This is a genomic window from Reyranella sp., from assembly GCF_965228225.1.
Taxonomy (GTDB): domain Bacteria; phylum Pseudomonadota; class Alphaproteobacteria; order Reyranellales; family Reyranellaceae; genus Reyranella.
On the sequence record NZ_OZ245801.1, the window covers coordinates 4,674,593 to 4,689,715 of the forward strand.

General features: G+C 67.0%; 18 protein-coding genes and 1 riboswitch. Of the genes, 5 read left to right on the forward strand and 13 right to left on the reverse strand.

Going from position 1 to position 15,123, the window contains the following annotated elements:
• Positions 1 to 133 precede the first annotated feature (133 nt).
• The 8 genes from ACO07K_RS22715 to ACO07K_RS22750 all read right to left on the reverse strand — a co-directional run bounded on the left by ACO07K_RS22715 (position 134) and on the right by ACO07K_RS22750 (position 7,751).
• On the reverse strand, positions 134 to 1,810 hold the full coding sequence (locus ACO07K_RS22715; RefSeq protein WP_422036693.1) for an FAD-dependent oxidoreductase: 1,677 nt from the start codon (positions 1,808 to 1,810) through the stop codon (positions 134 to 136).
• 50 nt (positions 1,811 to 1,860) lie between these two features.
• A complete protein-coding gene (locus ACO07K_RS22720; protein WP_422031894.1) occupies positions 1,861 to 2,844 on the reverse strand; it encodes a ThiF family adenylyltransferase in 984 nt (327 codons plus the stop codon).
• Complete coding sequence (locus ACO07K_RS22725; protein ID WP_422031896.1) at positions 2,817 to 3,416, reverse strand: thiamine phosphate synthase; 600 nt, start codon at positions 3,414 to 3,416, stop codon at positions 2,817 to 2,819. Before ACO07K_RS22725 ends, ACO07K_RS22720 begins: the two co-directional genes overlap by 28 nt.
• A gap of 4 nt (positions 3,417 to 3,420) precedes the next feature.
• Complete coding sequence (locus ACO07K_RS22730; protein WP_422031898.1) at positions 3,421 to 4,197, reverse strand: thiazole synthase; 777 nt, start codon at positions 4,195 to 4,197, stop codon at positions 3,421 to 3,423.
• Positions 4,198 to 4,199: 2 nt separating this feature from the next.
• The gene (thiS, locus tag ACO07K_RS22735; protein WP_422031900.1) at positions 4,200 to 4,397 is read right to left on the reverse strand and encodes a sulfur carrier protein ThiS; all 198 of its coding nucleotides are present in this window, start codon (positions 4,395 to 4,397) and stop codon (positions 4,200 to 4,202) included.
• Positions 4,366 to 5,400 (reverse strand): glycine oxidase ThiO, encoded by a 1,035-nt coding sequence (gene thiO, locus ACO07K_RS22740; RefSeq protein WP_422031902.1) that lies wholly within the window; start codon positions 5,398 to 5,400, stop codon positions 4,366 to 4,368. The genes thiS and thiO overlap by 32 nt, the downstream gene beginning before the upstream one ends.
• Positions 5,369 to 5,486: riboswitch (TPP riboswitch) on the reverse strand. Its footprint overlaps the gene before it by 32 nt.
• Before the next feature lie 560 nt (positions 5,487 to 6,046).
• Positions 6,047 to 6,979: a branched-chain amino acid aminotransferase gene (locus ACO07K_RS22745; protein ID WP_422031904.1), complete on the reverse strand. Its 933-nt coding sequence runs from the start codon at positions 6,977 to 6,979 to the stop codon at positions 6,047 to 6,049.
• 130 nt (positions 6,980 to 7,109) lie between these two features.
• Positions 7,110 to 7,751, reverse strand: coding sequence for a glutathione S-transferase family protein (locus tag ACO07K_RS22750; RefSeq protein WP_422031906.1), 642 nt, complete (start codon positions 7,749 to 7,751; stop codon positions 7,110 to 7,112).
• Positions 7,752 to 7,853: 102 nt separating this feature from the next.
• Here ACO07K_RS22750 and ACO07K_RS22755 point away from each other — a divergent pair, with 102 nt between their 5' ends.
• The 4 genes from ACO07K_RS22755 (at position 7,854) to ACO07K_RS22770 (ending at position 11,582) form a co-directional block, all read left to right on the forward strand.
• Positions 7,854 to 8,351, forward strand: coding sequence for a MarR family winged helix-turn-helix transcriptional regulator (locus ACO07K_RS22755; RefSeq protein WP_422031908.1), 498 nt, complete (start codon positions 7,854 to 7,856; stop codon positions 8,349 to 8,351).
• A 6-nt stretch (positions 8,352 to 8,357) separates the two neighbouring features.
• Positions 8,358 to 9,062, forward strand: a complete 705-nt coding sequence (locus ACO07K_RS22760; RefSeq protein ID WP_298307756.1) for a response regulator — start codon at positions 8,358 to 8,360, stop codon at positions 9,060 to 9,062.
• Complete coding sequence (locus tag ACO07K_RS22765; protein ID WP_422031911.1) at positions 9,059 to 10,414, forward strand: ATP-binding protein; 1,356 nt, start codon at positions 9,059 to 9,061, stop codon at positions 10,412 to 10,414. The genes ACO07K_RS22760 and ACO07K_RS22765 overlap by 4 nt, the downstream gene beginning before the upstream one ends.
• A 76-nt stretch (positions 10,415 to 10,490) precedes the next feature.
• The gene (locus ACO07K_RS22770; RefSeq protein WP_422031913.1) at positions 10,491 to 11,582 is read left to right on the forward strand and encodes a branched-chain amino acid aminotransferase; all 1,092 of its coding nucleotides are present in this window, start codon (positions 10,491 to 10,493) and stop codon (positions 11,580 to 11,582) included.
• Between the two features lie 21 nt (positions 11,583 to 11,603).
• Here the strand turns inward: ACO07K_RS22770 and ACO07K_RS22775 are convergent, their stop codons facing one another.
• The 5 genes from ACO07K_RS22775 to ACO07K_RS22795 form a co-directional block, all read right to left on the reverse strand.
• Positions 11,604 to 11,942 carry a tRNA-binding protein gene (locus ACO07K_RS22775; RefSeq protein WP_422031915.1) on the reverse strand — a complete coding sequence of 113 codons (339 nt, stop codon included), beginning with the start codon at positions 11,940 to 11,942 and terminating at the stop codon, positions 11,604 to 11,606.
• 101 nt (positions 11,943 to 12,043) lie between these two features.
• Positions 12,044 to 12,478 carry a phasin family protein gene (locus ACO07K_RS22780; RefSeq protein ID WP_298307745.1) on the reverse strand — a complete coding sequence of 145 codons (435 nt, stop codon included), beginning with the start codon at positions 12,476 to 12,478 and terminating at the stop codon, positions 12,044 to 12,046.
• A gap of 129 nt (positions 12,479 to 12,607) precedes the next feature.
• Positions 12,608 to 13,243, reverse strand: coding sequence for a TetR/AcrR family transcriptional regulator (locus tag ACO07K_RS22785; RefSeq protein WP_422031917.1), 636 nt, complete (start codon positions 13,241 to 13,243; stop codon positions 12,608 to 12,610).
• Complete coding sequence (gene proC / locus ACO07K_RS22790; RefSeq protein WP_422031919.1) at positions 13,240 to 14,037, reverse strand: pyrroline-5-carboxylate reductase; 798 nt, start codon at positions 14,035 to 14,037, stop codon at positions 13,240 to 13,242. Before proC ends, ACO07K_RS22785 begins: the two co-directional genes overlap by 4 nt.
• A gap of 4 nt (positions 14,038 to 14,041) precedes the next feature.
• Positions 14,042 to 14,776: an enoyl-CoA hydratase/isomerase family protein gene (locus ACO07K_RS22795; RefSeq protein WP_422031921.1), complete on the reverse strand. Its 735-nt coding sequence runs from the start codon at positions 14,774 to 14,776 to the stop codon at positions 14,042 to 14,044.
• Between the two features lie 69 nt (positions 14,777 to 14,845).
• On the opposite strand from ACO07K_RS22795, the gene ACO07K_RS22800 reads away from it, so the two are divergent.
• A complete protein-coding gene (locus tag ACO07K_RS22800) occupies positions 14,846 to 15,112 on the forward strand; it encodes an accessory factor UbiK family protein (protein WP_298307734.1) in 267 nt (88 codons plus the stop codon).
• The last annotated feature ends 11 nt before the right edge of the window (positions 15,113 to 15,123 follow it).

Consider the following 15,123-nt stretch of genomic DNA (forward strand, 5'->3'; position numbering starts at 1 on the left):
CATCCGCTGTGCCTCGGACAGAGAATCCAATCGCCTCACACCGCGCAACTAAGATGTGTGAATGCGATAGCCATTTGAATGGGGAGGAACGAGGAGCGATTGCCTCCCCATTCAAATGGGGAGGTGTCGGCGTCTACGCCGACGGAGGGCTCATCTCGCCCATCGCCTCCAGCACGCCGTGGATCTGGGCGACCACGTTCGCCCCCTCGCCGATCGCCGCGCCGACCCGTTTCACCGATCCGTAGCGCACGTCGCCGACCGCGAAGACTCCCTGCACGTTCGTCTCGTAAGCGCGCGGCGGACGCTTGGGACAGGGCGCCTCGACATCGGCGCCGGTGCGGATGAAGCCGGTCCTGTCGACGTCGATGCCGCACTCCTGCATCCACTCGGTCGCGGGCTCGGCGCCGAGAAACTGGAAGACGTGACGGATCGGCCGGTGCGTTTCGGTGCCGCTGGGACGGTGCCGCCATGTCACGCCGCGCAAGCCGCTCTGTTCGGTACCGACGAGTTCGACGATCTCCGTCTCGGCCAACACCTCGATGTTCGGCGCCGACGCGATGCGATCGATGAGGTAACGGGACATGGTCTCGGCGAGACCGCTGCCACGGACCAGGATCCACACTTTCGCGGCATGGCCCGACAGGAAGACCGCCGCCTGTCCGGCCGAGTTGCCACCGCCGACGATGACCACCTCGGCATTGGCGCAGAGCCTGGCCTCGATGGGCGAGGCCCAGTACCACAGGCCGCGATTGAGGAAGTCCCCGAGATTGGGCAGCGACAGCTTGCGATAGCGCGCGCCCGAAGCGATCACCACGGTCTTGGCCTGCACGCGCCAGCCATCCGTCATTTCGAGCACCATGGGCCGCGCGAGTCCGCCGCCACAATCCAGTCGCGCGACTTCGAGCGGGATGACGAACTGCGCGCCGAATTTCTGCGCCTGCACGAATGCGCGCGCGGTCAGCGCCTGGCCCGTGATTCCCGTCGGGAAGCCGAGATAGTTCTCGATGCGCGCGCTGGCGCCGGCCTGGCCCCCGAAGGCACGGGTCTCGACGACGAGCACCGACAGACCTTCGGACGCGGCGTAGACGGCGGTCGACAGACCGGCCGGCCCCGAGCCCACGATCGCGATGTCGTAGAGGCGCGGCTCGGCACTTTCCTGCAGCAGGCCGATGCACAGCGCCAGCTCCTGTTCGCTGGGATTGCGCAGGATCGTGCCGTCGGGACAGACGACGAGAGGATAGTCGGCCGCGTCGGGCGACAGACGTTCGATCATCTTCGCCGCGTCGGGATCGGTCTCGGGATCGAGGATGGCGTGCGGCTGGCCGTTGCGCGTCAGGAACCCCTGGAGGCGGATCATGCCCGGCTGTGTGAGTTCGCCGACCAGGATCGGACCGACTCGATTGACCTCGATCAGGCGCACGCGACGCAGGATCAACGCCCGCATGATCCTTTCGCCGAGTTCCGCCTCCGCGACCATCAGGGCCCGCAACTGGTCGTGCGGCACGATCAGCGCCTCGACATCCTCCTCGGCGCGAACGTCGACCATCGCCGGCTGACCTGCGAGTTCAGCCAGTTCGGCGGCGAAATCGCCCGGTCCCATGGCCGCAATGGGCGAGACATGGTCCAGACCGTCATGTCCCAGGATGGCGATCCGCCCCGAGAGGATCACGCACATGCCGGGACTTTGCTTGCCGGTCCGCGCCAGGAACTCGCCGGCCTTGAAATTCTGCTTCGTGCCGAAGCGGCCCATGCGCTTCAGCTCCGCCGCCGTGAGCACCGGATACATCTGGTGGCGGCGCGCTTCTTCCATGGTCGGTGGAACGGGATCGGCCACGCGAAACTCCTCTTGGCTTGGGCGCTTCAGCCCAGCGCAACTAGAGCAAGATTCGTGACACCGCGCTCGCGCAATCTGTCCGCTGCCATCAAAGCACGCTGGCCGCTGCGGCACGCCAGCACGACCCGCGCAGAAGGCGTGCCCAGTTCGTCGATCGTGTCGACGACCAGCCGCCGCGCGCCGGCGAAGGGCGAGACCGGCGCCTCGTCGAGGCCGCGCAGGTCGACGACGATGTCGTCGGATCGCACCTGATCGGGCGCGATGAACGCCACCTGATCGTCGGGTTCCGGACTGCCGGCAAAATCGAAGCCGCCGAAGGCCATGCGCTTGGCGTCGAAAGTGACGACCCGGCCCAGCACCGCGGGTTCGAGGCCGAGCAGATGATGCAGCGTGAGGTGGGCCTGCAGGCTGCCCATCATCGCCACGGCGGTACCGATCACGCCCACCGTGGCGCAGGTGCCGCCATCGACCGAGACTTCCGGGAATACCGCGCGATAGCTGGGCCCGCCGCCGCAGAAGACGCCGGCATAGCCGGTCATGCCGATCACCGAGGCGCTCACCAGCGGCCTGGCCGCCGCGAAGCAGACGTCGCTCAGCATGTAGGTCACGGCGAAACTGTCGGCGGCGTCGACCACGATGTCCGCCTCGGCGACCAGTCGCGCCGCGTTCTGCGGCGTCAGCCGCTCGGCGACCGCGTCGATGCGGACATGCGGATTGAAGCGCTGCAGAGTGGCGCGCGCCGCCTCGGCCTTGAGCTTGCCGATGTCGGCCATGCCGTAGAGCGGCTGGCGATGCAGGTTCGTTTCCTCGACCGTGTCGTGATCGACGATCGTCAGCCGGCCAACGCCGGCGCCCGTGAGGTACTGCAGGACCGGGCAGCCGAGACCGCCCGCACCGACCACCAGCACCGAAGCCGCCGCGAGACGCGCCTGTCCTGCTTCGCCGATCTCCGGCAGCACGGCCTGGCGGGCGTAGCGGTTGGTCACGGCCTTCTCGTCGCGGAGATCCACGCCCTGGCCTGACCGATCGGATCGGCATGATTCACGATGTCGCCCACGACGGAGGCAATGTCGGCGCCCGACTTCAGGCACAGCAGCGCGCGTTCCAGCGTCAGTCCGCCGATCGCGACCAGCGGCCGGTCACCGATCAATTTCTTCCATTCGGCCAGCCGCTCGGTGCCCTGCGGCGCCCACGGCATCTGCTTCAGCTTGGTCGGCCAGATCGGCCCCAGCGCGACATAGTCGGGATCGATGGCCAGTCCCTTGTCGAGCTCTGCATGGTCGTGCGTGCTGACGCCGATCTTGATGTTGGCCCGGCGCAGCGCCTTCACGTCGGCATCGACCAGGTCCTCCTGGCCGAGATGGACCCAGGCACAGCCTTCGTCGATGGCGACCTGCCAGTAGTCGTTCACGATCAGGTCGGCGCCATGCTGCGCGCAGACGGCCTTCGCCTCGCGCACCTGGCGGCGGATCTCGGCCTCTTGCTGGTCCTTGATGCGCAGCTGAATGAGCCTGGTGCCGATGGGCACAAGCTTCAGCACCCAGTTGGAATCCGGCACCACGGGATAGAACGGATCGAGCATTGTCTTAGTCTCCAAGCGCCGCTTTGCCGATCACCGGCGTCGACGGTACGGCCATGTCGCGCGGCTCCATCGGGCGCGCCAGATAGGCGGCACGACCGGCTTCGACGCCGAGTGCGAAGGCACGCGCCATCTCGACCGGATCGCCCGCCTCGGCCACCGCCGTGTTCAGCAGCACCGCGTCGTAGCCCAGTTCCATCGCCGCCGCCGCGTGCGAGGGCACACCCAGCCCGGCATCGACCACCAGCGGGATGTCGGGAAAGTGCGCACGCATCGAACGCAGCCCATAGACATTGTTCAGGCCGCGCGCCGAACCGATCGGCGCGCCCCAGGGCATCAGCACCCGGCAGCCCGCCTCGACAAGCCGCTCGGCGACCACGAGATCCTCGGTCGTGTAGGGGAACACTTCGAACCCCTCTTCGGAGAGAATGCGGGCCGCCTCGACCAGGCCGAACACGTCGGGCTGCAAGGTGTCGGCCTCGCCGATCACCTCGAGCTTGATCCAGGGCGTGTCGAACAGCTCGCGCGCCATGTGGGCGGTCGTCACCGCCTCCTTCACCGAATGGCAGCCCGCGGTGTTGGGCAGCACCCGCACGCCCATCGACTGGATCAGCGACCAGAAGGCCTGACCGGCTCGCCCCGCCCCGCTCTCGCGGCGCAGCGACACGGTCACGACATCCGCACCCGACGCCTTGACCGCGCGTTCGAGGACCGCCGGCGAGGGATAGCGCGAGGTGCCGAGCAGCAGCCGCGACTTCAGCTCGACGCCGTAGAACGACGACATGGTCATCCTCCCTGCATCGGCGCGACGACTTCGATCTTGTCGCCGTCGGCCAGCTCGGTGCGCGGCCGCGCGGCGGCGGCGACGAAGCGGCCGTTCACCGCCGTCGCGATCTTGCGACCGCCATAGCCGAGATTTTCCAACGCCGCGGCCAGCGTGCCGGGCGAGACCTCATGCATGTCGTCGTTCAGGAATATCCGCATCTCTCGTCTCCAGTAGAACGGCATCGGCGACCTGCCGCGCCAGCCAGGGCGCGAGCAGGAAACCATGCCGGAAAAGCCCGTTGGCGTGCAGCACGCGGCCGTTGCGCCGGAGGCACGGCAGGTTGTCGGGAAAGGTCGGCCGCAGGTCGGCGCCCAACTCGACGATCTCGGCCTCGCCGAACGCCGGGTGGAGCGTGTAGGCCGCGTTCAGCAACTCCATGGCCGAACGCACGCTGACGGCGCGGCGTTCCTCGCTCTCGATCATCGTGGCGCCGATCATGAAGACGCCGTCGCCGCGCGGCACGATGTAGAGCGGGATGCGCGGATGCAGCAGCCGCACCGGACGCGACAGCGATACGTCGCGGGTCCGCACCACGAGCATCTCGCCGCGCACGCCGCGCAGTTCGGGCAGCGCATCGCGCGCGGCCAGCCCGCGGCAATCGACGACGAAGCTCCCTTCGACTTCCGATTGCGTGCCCTCGACACCGAAGCGGATTGGAACACCGCGCGCCTCGAGCCCCGCAGCCAGCGACGCCAGCGCCTTGCGCGGCTCGAGATGGGCTTCGTCCGGGAAGAACAACGCACGGCGGAAGCGACCGGCGAGATCGGGTTCGAGGGACGCGATGCGGTCGCCGTCAATCCACTCGTAGCGCTCGGTCCGCGCCGCAAAGCGCGTGAGGTCGGCGGCATCGCGCGGCGGCGTGAGGACCAGGCTGCCCCGGCTGACGGTTTCGGGATGGTGGCGGCGCCACCAGTCGATCGATGGTTCGCCCAGACGGGCGACGATCTCGTCGGTGGTCGCCCGCTCGCACCACGGCGCCAGCATGCCCCCGGCCATCCAGGAACAGGCGCTTTCGCCCAGGCGGGCGCTGCGCTCCAGCACCTCGACGGTGACACCGCGGTCGGCAAGCTCGGTTGCGCAGGCCAAGCCTGCGACGCCAGCTCCGATGATTGTTACGACAGGCCGATCCAACACAGCTGACTCCCGTTCCTTCGCCGGCATGACCCGGATCAGGTTCAAAGGGTTCAACCGTTAAGGCTGTCTCAGCCCGCTTCCCATATGGAGGTCAGGCACCCCTCGGACGTCATCGAGAAAAGGGGATCGCAGGCCCCGATGTCAAGCGGCGGGAGGCCTCCCCCGTTATTCATGGCTGGCCGGGGAGTTTCGATCATCGGCTCGCTGTGAGCGATCTTCGCCGTCATCGGCCTGATCATCAACTGGCGATCGGCTTCGTCGCCTGACTGTTTCGGCATTCTGGCGGTCCTGCAGGCCGACAAGGAAGCAAACACGGCGCTTCCTTCACTCTTCTCACCTCATCCTGAGAGTCTGGCCGTAAATGAATTGAATCGATTCAAGCACTTACCTCATCCTGAGGAGCCGCGCCTTGCGCGGCGTCTCGAAGGATGGGCAACAGGTAAGGTGCGCGTTCCCACCCTTCGAGACGCATCGCTGCGCGATGCTCCTCAGGGTGAGGCTATTGGGGCTATTTGTAGCCTCTTGTTTTGGCGGCATTCATTTCCGGCCAGCCTCTGAGGAGCCGTGCGCAGCAGGGCGTCTCGAAGGATGGGCAACGGAGGTGGTGCTCGTGCCATCCTTCGAGACGGCCCTTCGGGCCTCCTCAGGATGAGGTTTTGTTGGAGGGCCGATCCTACGCCGCCAGCGACGATGCCGGCGTCATCAGGTGCGTGGCCTCGCCGAAGCCTTCGCTGTCGGGGGCGCGCACCAGCTTCTGGAAGTCGGCCATCAGCGTCTTGGCAACGGGACCCGCCTGGAAGTGATGCTGGTCGATCGAGCCGACCGGCACGATCTCGGCGGCGCTGCCGCACAGGAAGACCTCGCTCGCGTTGCTCAGTTCCTCCGGCATCACGTCGCGTTCCTCGACCGTCCAGCCGCGTGCACGGGCCATGCCCATCACCGCACGGCGCGTGATTCCATCGAGGAAGTTGTGCGGCGTCGGCGTGACCAGCCTGCCGTCGATCACCAGGAAGATGTTGGCGCCCGTCGTTTCGGCGATACGGCCCTGCCAGTCGAGCATCAGCGCATCGTCGAACCCGGCTTTCAGCGCGCGGTCCTTCTCGATGCCGCAGATCACGTAGAGGCCCGCCACCTTGGCGTGGCCCGGCGCCGTCTCCGGCGAGGGCCGGCGGTACTTGGCCATGGTGACGTTGATGCCGGCATCGCGCGCCTGGACCGACAGGCGGCCTTCCTGCGCCCACGGGGCGATGGCGAGATGCACCGTCGTGCCGATCGCCGACACGCCCAGCACCTCCGAGCCGCGCCAGGCGATCGGGCGGATATAGCCGGCGGTGAGGTCGTTGGCCTTCACGACCGCGCGGGTCGCCTCGTCGATCTGCTCGCGCGACCAGGGCAGGTCGTAATCGAGCAGGTTGGCCGAACGGATCAGACGCGCGCTGTGCGCCGACAAGCGGAAGACGCGGCCGTCATAGATGCGTTCGCCTTCGAACACGGCCGAGCCGTAGTGGAGCGCGTGGGTGAGCACGTGCATGCGGCTCTCGCGCCAGGGCACCAGCTTGCCGTCCAGCCAGATCACGCCGTCGCGGTCATCCATGGTTAAGGACATTGCGATATCCTTCCTCAATTGATTCCAAATAGGTCTCTGGAGACACCTCCAGAACAACTATCGACCTAATTAGGTCAATAATACTGACCCTGTCAATCACACTGACCCTGCGTGCTTTCGTGCCGGAATCTCAGGTCAGGAGGAGAGGCATTCCCGGGTCGCCCTTCTGCATTGCCCGCTGGTAGGCCGGACGAGCGGCGATCCTCTGCAGATAGGCGCGGATCGCGGGATAGGGCGCGAGGTCGAACGGCAGGAAGTTGCGCATGGTGGTGAGCGAGAAGACGGCCATGATGTCGGCCGTCGTGAGCTCCGCCCCGGCCAGGTAATCAGCCGTCCCGAGCCGGGCCTCGACGAGACCGAGGGCGAGATCGAGACGGGCCTTCATGGCCTTGATCAGGGGATTGTCGGCCGGAAGATCGAGCCGCCCCAGGATCATGTTGCGGCCCGTCGCCGGCTGGAGCGTGCCGTTGGCGAAATGGAACCAGTAGAGGAACGACGCGAAGTCGGGATGGTCCGGCGCCAGCACCAGCCGGCCCTTGCCGTAGCGGGCGACGATGTATTCGACGATCGCACCCGATTCGGCCAGCAGCACGTCGCCGTCCTCCATCACCGGCGCCGCACCGAGCGGATGCAGGGCCTTGTATTCCGGCGGCGCGAGCCGCGTGACGGAGTCGCGATCGTACAGCTTCAGCTCGTAGGGGATGCCGAGTTCCTCGCACAGCCAGACGACCCGCTCTGACTGCGACATGCCGAGATGGTGAACGGTCAGCATGGCGCCCTCGCATGGTTTCGGAAAATTTCTGGAACGAGTTCGCGCGGTAACATCGGCGCGCGCGGGGTGTCAACGCAGCCCGCTCGCACTATAACGGATGGCGTGGAATCCAGAGCCCCCGCCAATCCCCTGTTCCTGCGCGACGAAGAGCTGCGACAGGGCATCGAGCTGATGTTCTATGCCTATCGCGACTTCACCTTCGAATCCGACGAGCAGCTTCGGCGCTACCAGCTCGGCCGTGCCCATCACCGGGCGCTGTACTTCATCGGGCGCCATCCCGGGCAGACGGTCGGGCATCTCCTGTCGATCCTGAAGGTGACCAAGCAGTCGATCAGCCGCGTGCTGAAGGACCTGATCGAGCAAGGCTATGTCGAGCAGAAGAGCGGCGCGCGCGACCGTCGCGAGCGCCTGCTCTGGCTCTCGCCCAAGGGCCAGGCGCTCGAACGCGACCTGACGGACCGCCAGAGCCAGCGCTTCGCCCGGGCCTATCGCGAGACCGGCGCCGAGGCGGTGGAGGGCTTTCGCAAGGTCCTGCTCGGGCTGCTCGATCCGCCGGAGCGCCAGGTGGTCGACAAGCGATTGCGCGGCGGCGGCCGCTAGCACGCCATGGACGCGTCGGCCGACAAGCCTCACATCCTGGTCGTCGACGACGATACACGCCTGCGCGAACTCCTGAAGTCGTTCCTCTCGCGCAACGACTTTCGCGTCTCGACCGCGGCCAGCGCCGCGGAAGCGCGCCAGCGGCTGAGTTCGCTCGATTTCGACCTGATCGTGCTCGACGTCATGATGCCGGGCGAGACCGGGCTCGAATTCGCGACCGAACTGCGTCGCACCGACGACGTGCCGATCCTGATGCTGACGGCGATGGTCGAGACCAAGGATCGCATCGCGGGCCTGGAACGGGGTGTCGACGACTATCTCGGCAAGCCGTTCGAGCCGCGTGAACTCCTGCTGCGCATCCAGAGCGTGTTGCGCCGCGGCCGGCCGGCCGGCACGGCTGCCCCCTCCGACGAACCACGACAGGTCACGTTCGGCCCCATGCAGTTCGACCTCGAACTGGGCGAACTCACCGACAAGGGCAAGCGCGTGCCGCTGACCGACGCCGAGATCGCCCTGATGCGCGCCTTCACCGGCCGCATCGGCGAGGTGCTGAGCCGCGAGACGCTGTGCAAGATCATCGGCGCATCCGTGAACGAGCGCGCCATCGATGTGCAGGTGACACGGCTGCGGCGCAAGATCGAGCCCGATCCCTCGTTTCCGCGCTATCTGCGCACGGTTCGCGGCCAGGGCTACCGGCTGGTCGACGCATGAAGTGGACCGCCGTCCGCGACATCTTCGAGCGCATCGCGCAGTGGTCGGACAAGCATTCGCCGCAGACCCTGTTCGCGCGCGCCCTGATCATCATCGTGGTGCCGATGCTGCTGCTGCAGGCGCTGTCGGCCTGGTGGTTCTACAGCCAGCGCGGCGACAACGTCACCAACCGGCTGGCCATCCTGCTGGTGCGCGACCTGCGCCTGCTGATCTCGCTGCGGTCGGATTTCCCCGACGACGAGCACCGTCAGTGGATCCTGCGCCGCTCCGCCCAGGACCTGCTGCTGTTCGTGTCCTTCCGCAAGGGCATCGTGCGGCCCTTCAAGGAACCGGAATTTTTCGACATCGTCGCCCGCGAGGTCCAGGGCGCGCTCAACGCCGACCTCAAGCGCCCGTTCTTCCTCGACAACAATATCGGCGGCGGCCAGCTCCTGATCGAAATCCAGCTGCCGGACGGCGACGTGATGGACGTTCTGGTGCCGCATGTGCGCCTGACCTTCGGCTCGAGTTTCGCCTATGTGCTGGCCCAGCTCGGCCTGGCCCTTGTCCTGTTCGGCCTCGCCATCTGGTTCATGCGGCGTGAGCTGGTGCCCATCGAGCATCTGGGGGTGGCGGCCGACGCGCTCGGCAAGGGGCGCGACGTGCCCGATTTCGCCTTCTCCGGCGGCACGCGCGAGGTGCGCAACGCCGCCACTGCCTTCCATACGATGCGCATCCGGCTGCGCCGTTCGATCCAGCAGCGCACCGAGATGCTGGCCGGCGTCAGCCACGACCTGCGCACGCCGCTCACCCGCATGAAGCTGTCGCTGGCGCTGCTGCCGGATTCGCCGGAGACCCGCGAGCTGGCCGGCGACGTCGACGACATGCAGCGCATGATCGAGGGCTATCTCGCCTTCGCCCGCGGCGAGGGCGACGAGGATCCGGTGATGTCGGACCTGTCGGAGATTCTGGAGGACGTCGCCGCCGGCGCGCGTCACGGCAGTGCCAACCTCGAGGTCGCCTGGAAGGGCGACATGAACGTCGAGCTGCGGCCGATCGCCATCAAGCGCTGCCTGACCAACATCGTCTCCAACGCCCAGCGCTACGCCAGCGAGATCAGGATCGAGGCGGTGCGCGGCCGCACAGCGGTCGAGATCACGGTCGACGACAACGGCCCGGGCATTCCGCCCGAAAACTACGAGGACGTGTTCCGGCCCTTCTTCCGTCTCGACCAGTCGCGCAACGCCGAGACGGGCGGGGTGGGGCTCGGCCTCAGCATCGCGCGCGACGTGGCGCGCAGCCATGGCGGCGAGGTCACGCTCGCCCCCTCGCCGCTCGGCGGCCTGCGCGTGACCGTGCGAATTCCGCTGTGAGCGGCGCCGGGGGACTTGCGGCGCGCCCGCCTGTGATAGATTGAAAGAAACACTCAAGAGAGAAACGTCCCAGGCAATGTCCAAGACACCGCTTCAGTTCACGCACGTCCCCCACCCGTCGCCGCTTCCCGCCGAAAAGCGCGCGGAACTGCTCAAGAATCCGGGCTTCGGCCGCGTTTTCTCCGACCATATGGTGACCATTCGGTACCACGAGTCCAAGGGCTGGCACGATGCGCGGGTCGAACCGCGCGCGCCGATCCCGATGGACCCCGCCGCGGCCGTCCTGCACTACGCCCAGGAAATCTTCGAGGGGCTGAAGGCCTATCGCACGGCCGATGGCGGCGCGACGCTGTTTCGCCCGCTGGAGAATGCCCGCCGCTTCCAGCAGTCGGCCGAGCGCCTCGCCATGCCGGTCCTGCCGGAAGAGGTGTTCCTCGAGTCGGTCGACCAGCTCGTGAAGATCGACCGGGCGTGGATCCCGGAGGGCGACGGCAGCCTCTACATCCGCCCCTTCATGTTCGCGAACGAGATCTTCCTCGGCGTGAAGCCCTCGTCGGATTATCTGTACATCGTCATCGCCTCGTCGGTCGGCGCCTACTTCAAGACCGATGCGCCGGCGGTGTCGGTCTGGGTTTCCGAGGATTTCACCCGCGCGGCCCCGGGCGGCACCGGCGCCGCCAAGTGCGGCGGCAACTATGCCGCCAGCCTGCAGGCGCAGGCGGAAGCGACGCGCCATGGCTGCGACCAGGTCGTGTTCCTCGATGCCGTCGAACAGCGCTGGATCGAGGAGCTGGGCGGCATGAACATCTTCTTCGTGTTCGACGACGGCTCGATGATCACCCCGCCGCTCGGCGGCACGATCCTGCCCGGCATCACGCGCAGCTCGCTGCTGAGGCTGGCGAAGGACAAGGGCATCAAGGTGAGCGAAGAACGCTATTCGATCGAGCAGTGGCGCAAGGATGCCGCCAGCGGCCGCCTGCGCGAGGCCTTCGCCTGCGGCACCGCCGCGGTCGTCACGCCGATCGGCACGGTGCGCAGCAAGGACGGCGAATTCCGGATCGGCAACGGCGGCTCGGGCGCCGGCACCGAGGAGCTGAAGGCCGCCCTCGTCGGCATCCAGCGCGGCCGCACGGCCGACCCGCACGGCTGGATTCACAAGGTTTTCTAGGCGGCGCTTGGCAGGCCCCGTCTAAAACAGCTTGCCGCCGTTCGGCACCGGCTTGGTCGGCGCGATCAGCACGACGCTGCCGTCGGCGGCCGGGAAGCCCAGCGTCAGGACTTCGGACATGAACTTGCCGATCTGGCGCGGCGGGAAGTTCACGACCGCCGCGACCTGACGGCCGACCAGCTCTTCGGGCGTGTAGTGCACGGTGATCTGCGCCGAGGACTTCTTCGTCCCGATCTCACCGCCGAAATCGATCAGCAGGCGATAGGCGGGCTTGCGCGCGCCCTCGAGTGGCGCGGCCTCGACGATGGTGCCGACCCGGATGTCGACACGCTCGAAATCTTCATAGGTGATGGTCGTCATGCTGCACCGAAACTAGAGAGGTGCACGCAAAAGAAAAGGGGCCACGTACGCGGCCCCTTTTCGGATCGGCAACTGGCCGACCCACGCTTGTTCTGGAACGCTTACTTCTTGGCGATCGCGGCCTTGACCTCTTCGGTCAGCTCGGCGACGCGGGCGCTCAGCGCCGTCACGGCATCGGTCTGGCCCTTGCTGTAGAGTTCGGCCAGCTCCTTGGAGTTGGTGATCGCCGACTCGTAGGTCTTCTTCATGAAGTCGATCTGCTTGGCGGCCTTCTCCTCGACGGTCGCGGCGGCGAGCACTTCGCTGCCGTGCTTGGAGAAGTCTTCCATCGCGGCGCGGACCATGTCGCCCTGGCGCTGCGCGATCGTCTTCATCTGCTCGACGGCGGCGGTGTTGAGCGAGGTCATGGTCGCGAAGTTCTTGCGGGCGGTCTCGACGAACGTCTCGACGTTCACGGTCGGGAGCTTGAACTCACCGGAAATCTTGCTGAAGTCGAAATCGGCGAAGGGGTTCTTGAAGGCACCGTTGGCGTACATGGAAATCTCCTTGAGGGACAAAGCAAGGCTGAGCTCGGGTGCCCCGCTTTGCTGCGGTGCACAATGAAGCTCAATTTAGGGATGCATTGCAGTGAGTCAAGGGGTGTTTTTGTGCACTGCACAAAATGTTCACGCCTCGGGCGAAACCGGCGGCGCGGGTGGCACGCTGGAGCCCGGCGATTTCGCATATCTGTCAAAGAGTTGCGACCAGCGTTCGGCCGTCTTCAGGCGATCGTCCAGGGCCGCCATCGTCTTCGACAGATCCTGCGTGTCGTCGCGGTCGAATACCCGCGAGACGGCGTAGTGGATGGCCAGCAACCCGTTCTGCCGCAGCGCACCGGGCAACCCGTCGCTGGCCACGGACGCGGCCTCCAGCATCGCCGCCATCGAGCGCCGCAGCCCCGGGCCCATCGCGATCGCCAGCATCGGGTCGCGAGTCCCGGCCCGGCGCAGCGCCCGCAGCGCCGCGCGATACGGCCTCAGCGCGTCGTAACGGCGCATCATCACGTCGAACAGCCGGTCGCGCGGCGTCTCCTCGAGATCGATGGAGGCTGGCGTGCCGGCCAGGACCTCGCCATCGATGCGCGCCATGAAGGCGGCCGCCAGCGCCGTCTTGTCGGAATAAAGGCGATAGAGATCCGCGAAGCCCAGACCGGCCGCCTCTGCCACGTCGCGCAGGGCCACACCTGTGTAGCCTCTCTCCGCGATCAGGCCGAGAAAGGCGTCGAGCGCCCTGTCTTCCGACGTGCGAGCGTCTGCGTTCATCCCGCCAATTCCTTCGATCTATGAGCGGCGGCTGCCAGGGCCTTGTCGAATACCGGCTGGATACCGTCACTTGCCATCAGGACCTGCAGCGCCGCGGCGGTCGTGCCGCCAGGGCTGGTGACGTTAACGCGCAGCTGCGACGCCGGCTCCCCGGATTGCCTGAGGAGTTCGCCGCTTCCCACCACCGTGGCGCGGGCGAGCTGCATCGCCATGTCCGGTGGCAGGCCGGCCTTTTCGCCGGCCGCCGCCATCGCCTCGACCAGCAGGAAGACATAGGCCGGCCCGCTTCCCGAGAGCGCGGTGACGGGATCCATCAGCGCCTCGTCGTCGGCCCATAGGACCTGGCCGACCGCCTCCAGCAGCTCGTGGCAGCGCTTTTTCTCGGCCGCCGTCACGCTCGCCGCCGCGGTTGCGACGGTGACGCCCTGCCGTACCGCCGCCGGCGTGTTCGGCATGGAGCGCACGAGCTTGGCCGCATGACCGAGACGGGCGGCGAAGTAGCCCAACGTCTTGCCGGCCGCGATCGACAGGAAGACCGTTCCCTGCGCCGCGAACCGGCGGAGATCGACCAGCGTCTCGTCCATCGACTGCGGCTTGACCGCCAGGACGACGATCTCCGGCGTCTCCTCCACCTCGGCCGAGGAGGAGACGACGCGCACACCGGCATGCCGCGGCCGGATCGCCTCGACCGGCTCGGCGACGACGATGTCGGCGGCCGGCAGGCCGCGCGCCAGCCAGCCGTCGAGCATGGCGCCGCCCATCTTGCCGCAACCGATCAGCAGCAGCTTGCCCATCGTGTCAGCGCCCCTGGAACTTGGGCGACCGCTTCTCGCGGAAGGCGGCGGCGCCCTCCTTGCGGTCCTCGGAATTGGCGATGGTCTCGAGCTTGTAGCGCTCCGGCACGAAAACTTCGGCCGGGCCGCGCGGCAGGGTCTGGTTGGCGAAGTCCCGCAGGGTGCGGATCACCAGCGGCGCGGACTCGGCAATGACCTTGGCCATGCGGCGCGCCTCGGCACGCTCCTGGCCGAGCGGCACGACCTTGTTCACGAAGCCCACGTCGTAGGCGCGCTTCACCGAAATCTCCTCGCCGAGCAGCAGCAGCTCCATCGCGACCTTGTGCGGCATGCGCGAGACGATGCCGGGCATCAGCCCGCCGAACACGCCGACCTTGGCCTCAGGGTACATGAACTTCGTGGTATCGGCAGACACCATGAGATCACACGTCATCACGAGACAGATACCGCCGCCGATGACCCAGCCCTGGGTCGCGGCGATCACGGGCTTGGTGAGCGCGTGGCTGACATGCGGCACCGCCTTCCACATCGCGGCAGGCGGATTGTGGAGATCGGCGCCGACGCAGAAGGCGGGGCCATCGGCCTGCAGCACGGCGACCTGATCGTCGCCCTCCTCGAAGGCGCGATAGGCCTCGTAGAGCCCGTCGCACAGCTCCTGCGTCAGCGCGTTGCGCTTCTCAGGGCGCATCATGGTGATGGTGGTGATACCTTCGCTCGACTCGACTTTGACCAGACTCACGGCGTCCTCCAGTGCTTCTTGCGCCGGATGCTACCAGCCTACCATACTCGCCGCATCAGGAGAGCTGACATGCAAACCCGCAATCCCTTCATCGACGACCTCACCAAGGTGGCCAACGGCGCCATGGGCGCGCTGACCGGCATGAAGGACGAGGTCGAGGCCCGCGTGCGCGACCAGATCGCCAAGATCCTGGATGGCATGGACATCCCGCGCCGCGACGAGTTCGACGCCGTGAAGGCGATGGCCGCCAAGGCGCGCGAGGAGAACGAGGAGCTGAAGAAGCAGATCGCCGAGTTGCAGGCGAAGCTCGCCGGCCCCTCCAGTCCGGAAGCGTAGGGCGCGAGTAC

Coding starts and splice junctions, on each gene's coding strand:
- ACO07K_RS22725 (WP_422031896.1), bottom strand. CDS start 3,416: ATGCTCGATCCGTTCTATCCCGTGGTGCCGGATTCCAACTGGGTGCTG.
- ACO07K_RS22800 (WP_298307734.1), top strand. CDS start 14,846: ATGCAAACCCGCAATCCCTTCATCGACGACCTCACCAAGGTGGCCAAC.
- ACO07K_RS22775 (WP_422031915.1), bottom strand. CDS start 11,942: ATGACGACCATCACCTATGAAGATTTCGAGCGTGTCGACATCCGGGTC.
- ACO07K_RS22780 (WP_298307745.1), bottom strand. CDS start 12,478: ATGTACGCCAACGGTGCCTTCAAGAACCCCTTCGCCGATTTCGACTTC.
- ACO07K_RS22760 (WP_298307756.1), top strand. CDS start 8,358: ATGGACGCGTCGGCCGACAAGCCTCACATCCTGGTCGTCGACGACGAT.
- ACO07K_RS22730 (WP_422031898.1), bottom strand. CDS start 4,197: ATGTCGTCGTTCTACGGCGTCGAGCTGAAGTCGCGGCTGCTGCTCGGC.
- ACO07K_RS22715 (WP_422036693.1), bottom strand. CDS start 1,810: ATGGAAGAAGCGCGCCGCCACCAGATGTATCCGGTGCTCACGGCGGCG.
- ACO07K_RS22785 (WP_422031917.1), bottom strand. CDS start 13,243: ATGAACGCAGACGCTCGCACGTCGGAAGACAGGGCGCTCGACGCCTTT.
- ACO07K_RS22745 (WP_422031904.1), bottom strand. CDS start 6,979: ATGTCCTTAACCATGGATGACCGCGACGGCGTGATCTGGCTGGACGGC.
- ACO07K_RS22770 (WP_422031913.1), top strand. CDS start 10,491: ATGTCCAAGACACCGCTTCAGTTCACGCACGTCCCCCACCCGTCGCCG.
- ACO07K_RS22765 (WP_422031911.1), top strand. CDS start 9,059: ATGAAGTGGACCGCCGTCCGCGACATCTTCGAGCGCATCGCGCAGTGG.
- ACO07K_RS22750 (WP_422031906.1), bottom strand. CDS start 7,751: ATGCTGACCGTTCACCATCTCGGCATGTCGCAGTCAGAGCGGGTCGTC.
- thiS (WP_422031900.1), bottom strand. CDS start 4,397: ATGCGGATATTCCTGAACGACGACATGCATGAGGTCTCGCCCGGCACG.
- thiO (WP_422031902.1), bottom strand. CDS start 5,400: ATGCCGGCGAAGGAACGGGAGTCAGCTGTGTTGGATCGGCCTGTCGTA.
- proC (WP_422031919.1), bottom strand. CDS start 14,037: ATGGGCAAGCTGCTGCTGATCGGTTGCGGCAAGATGGGCGGCGCCATG.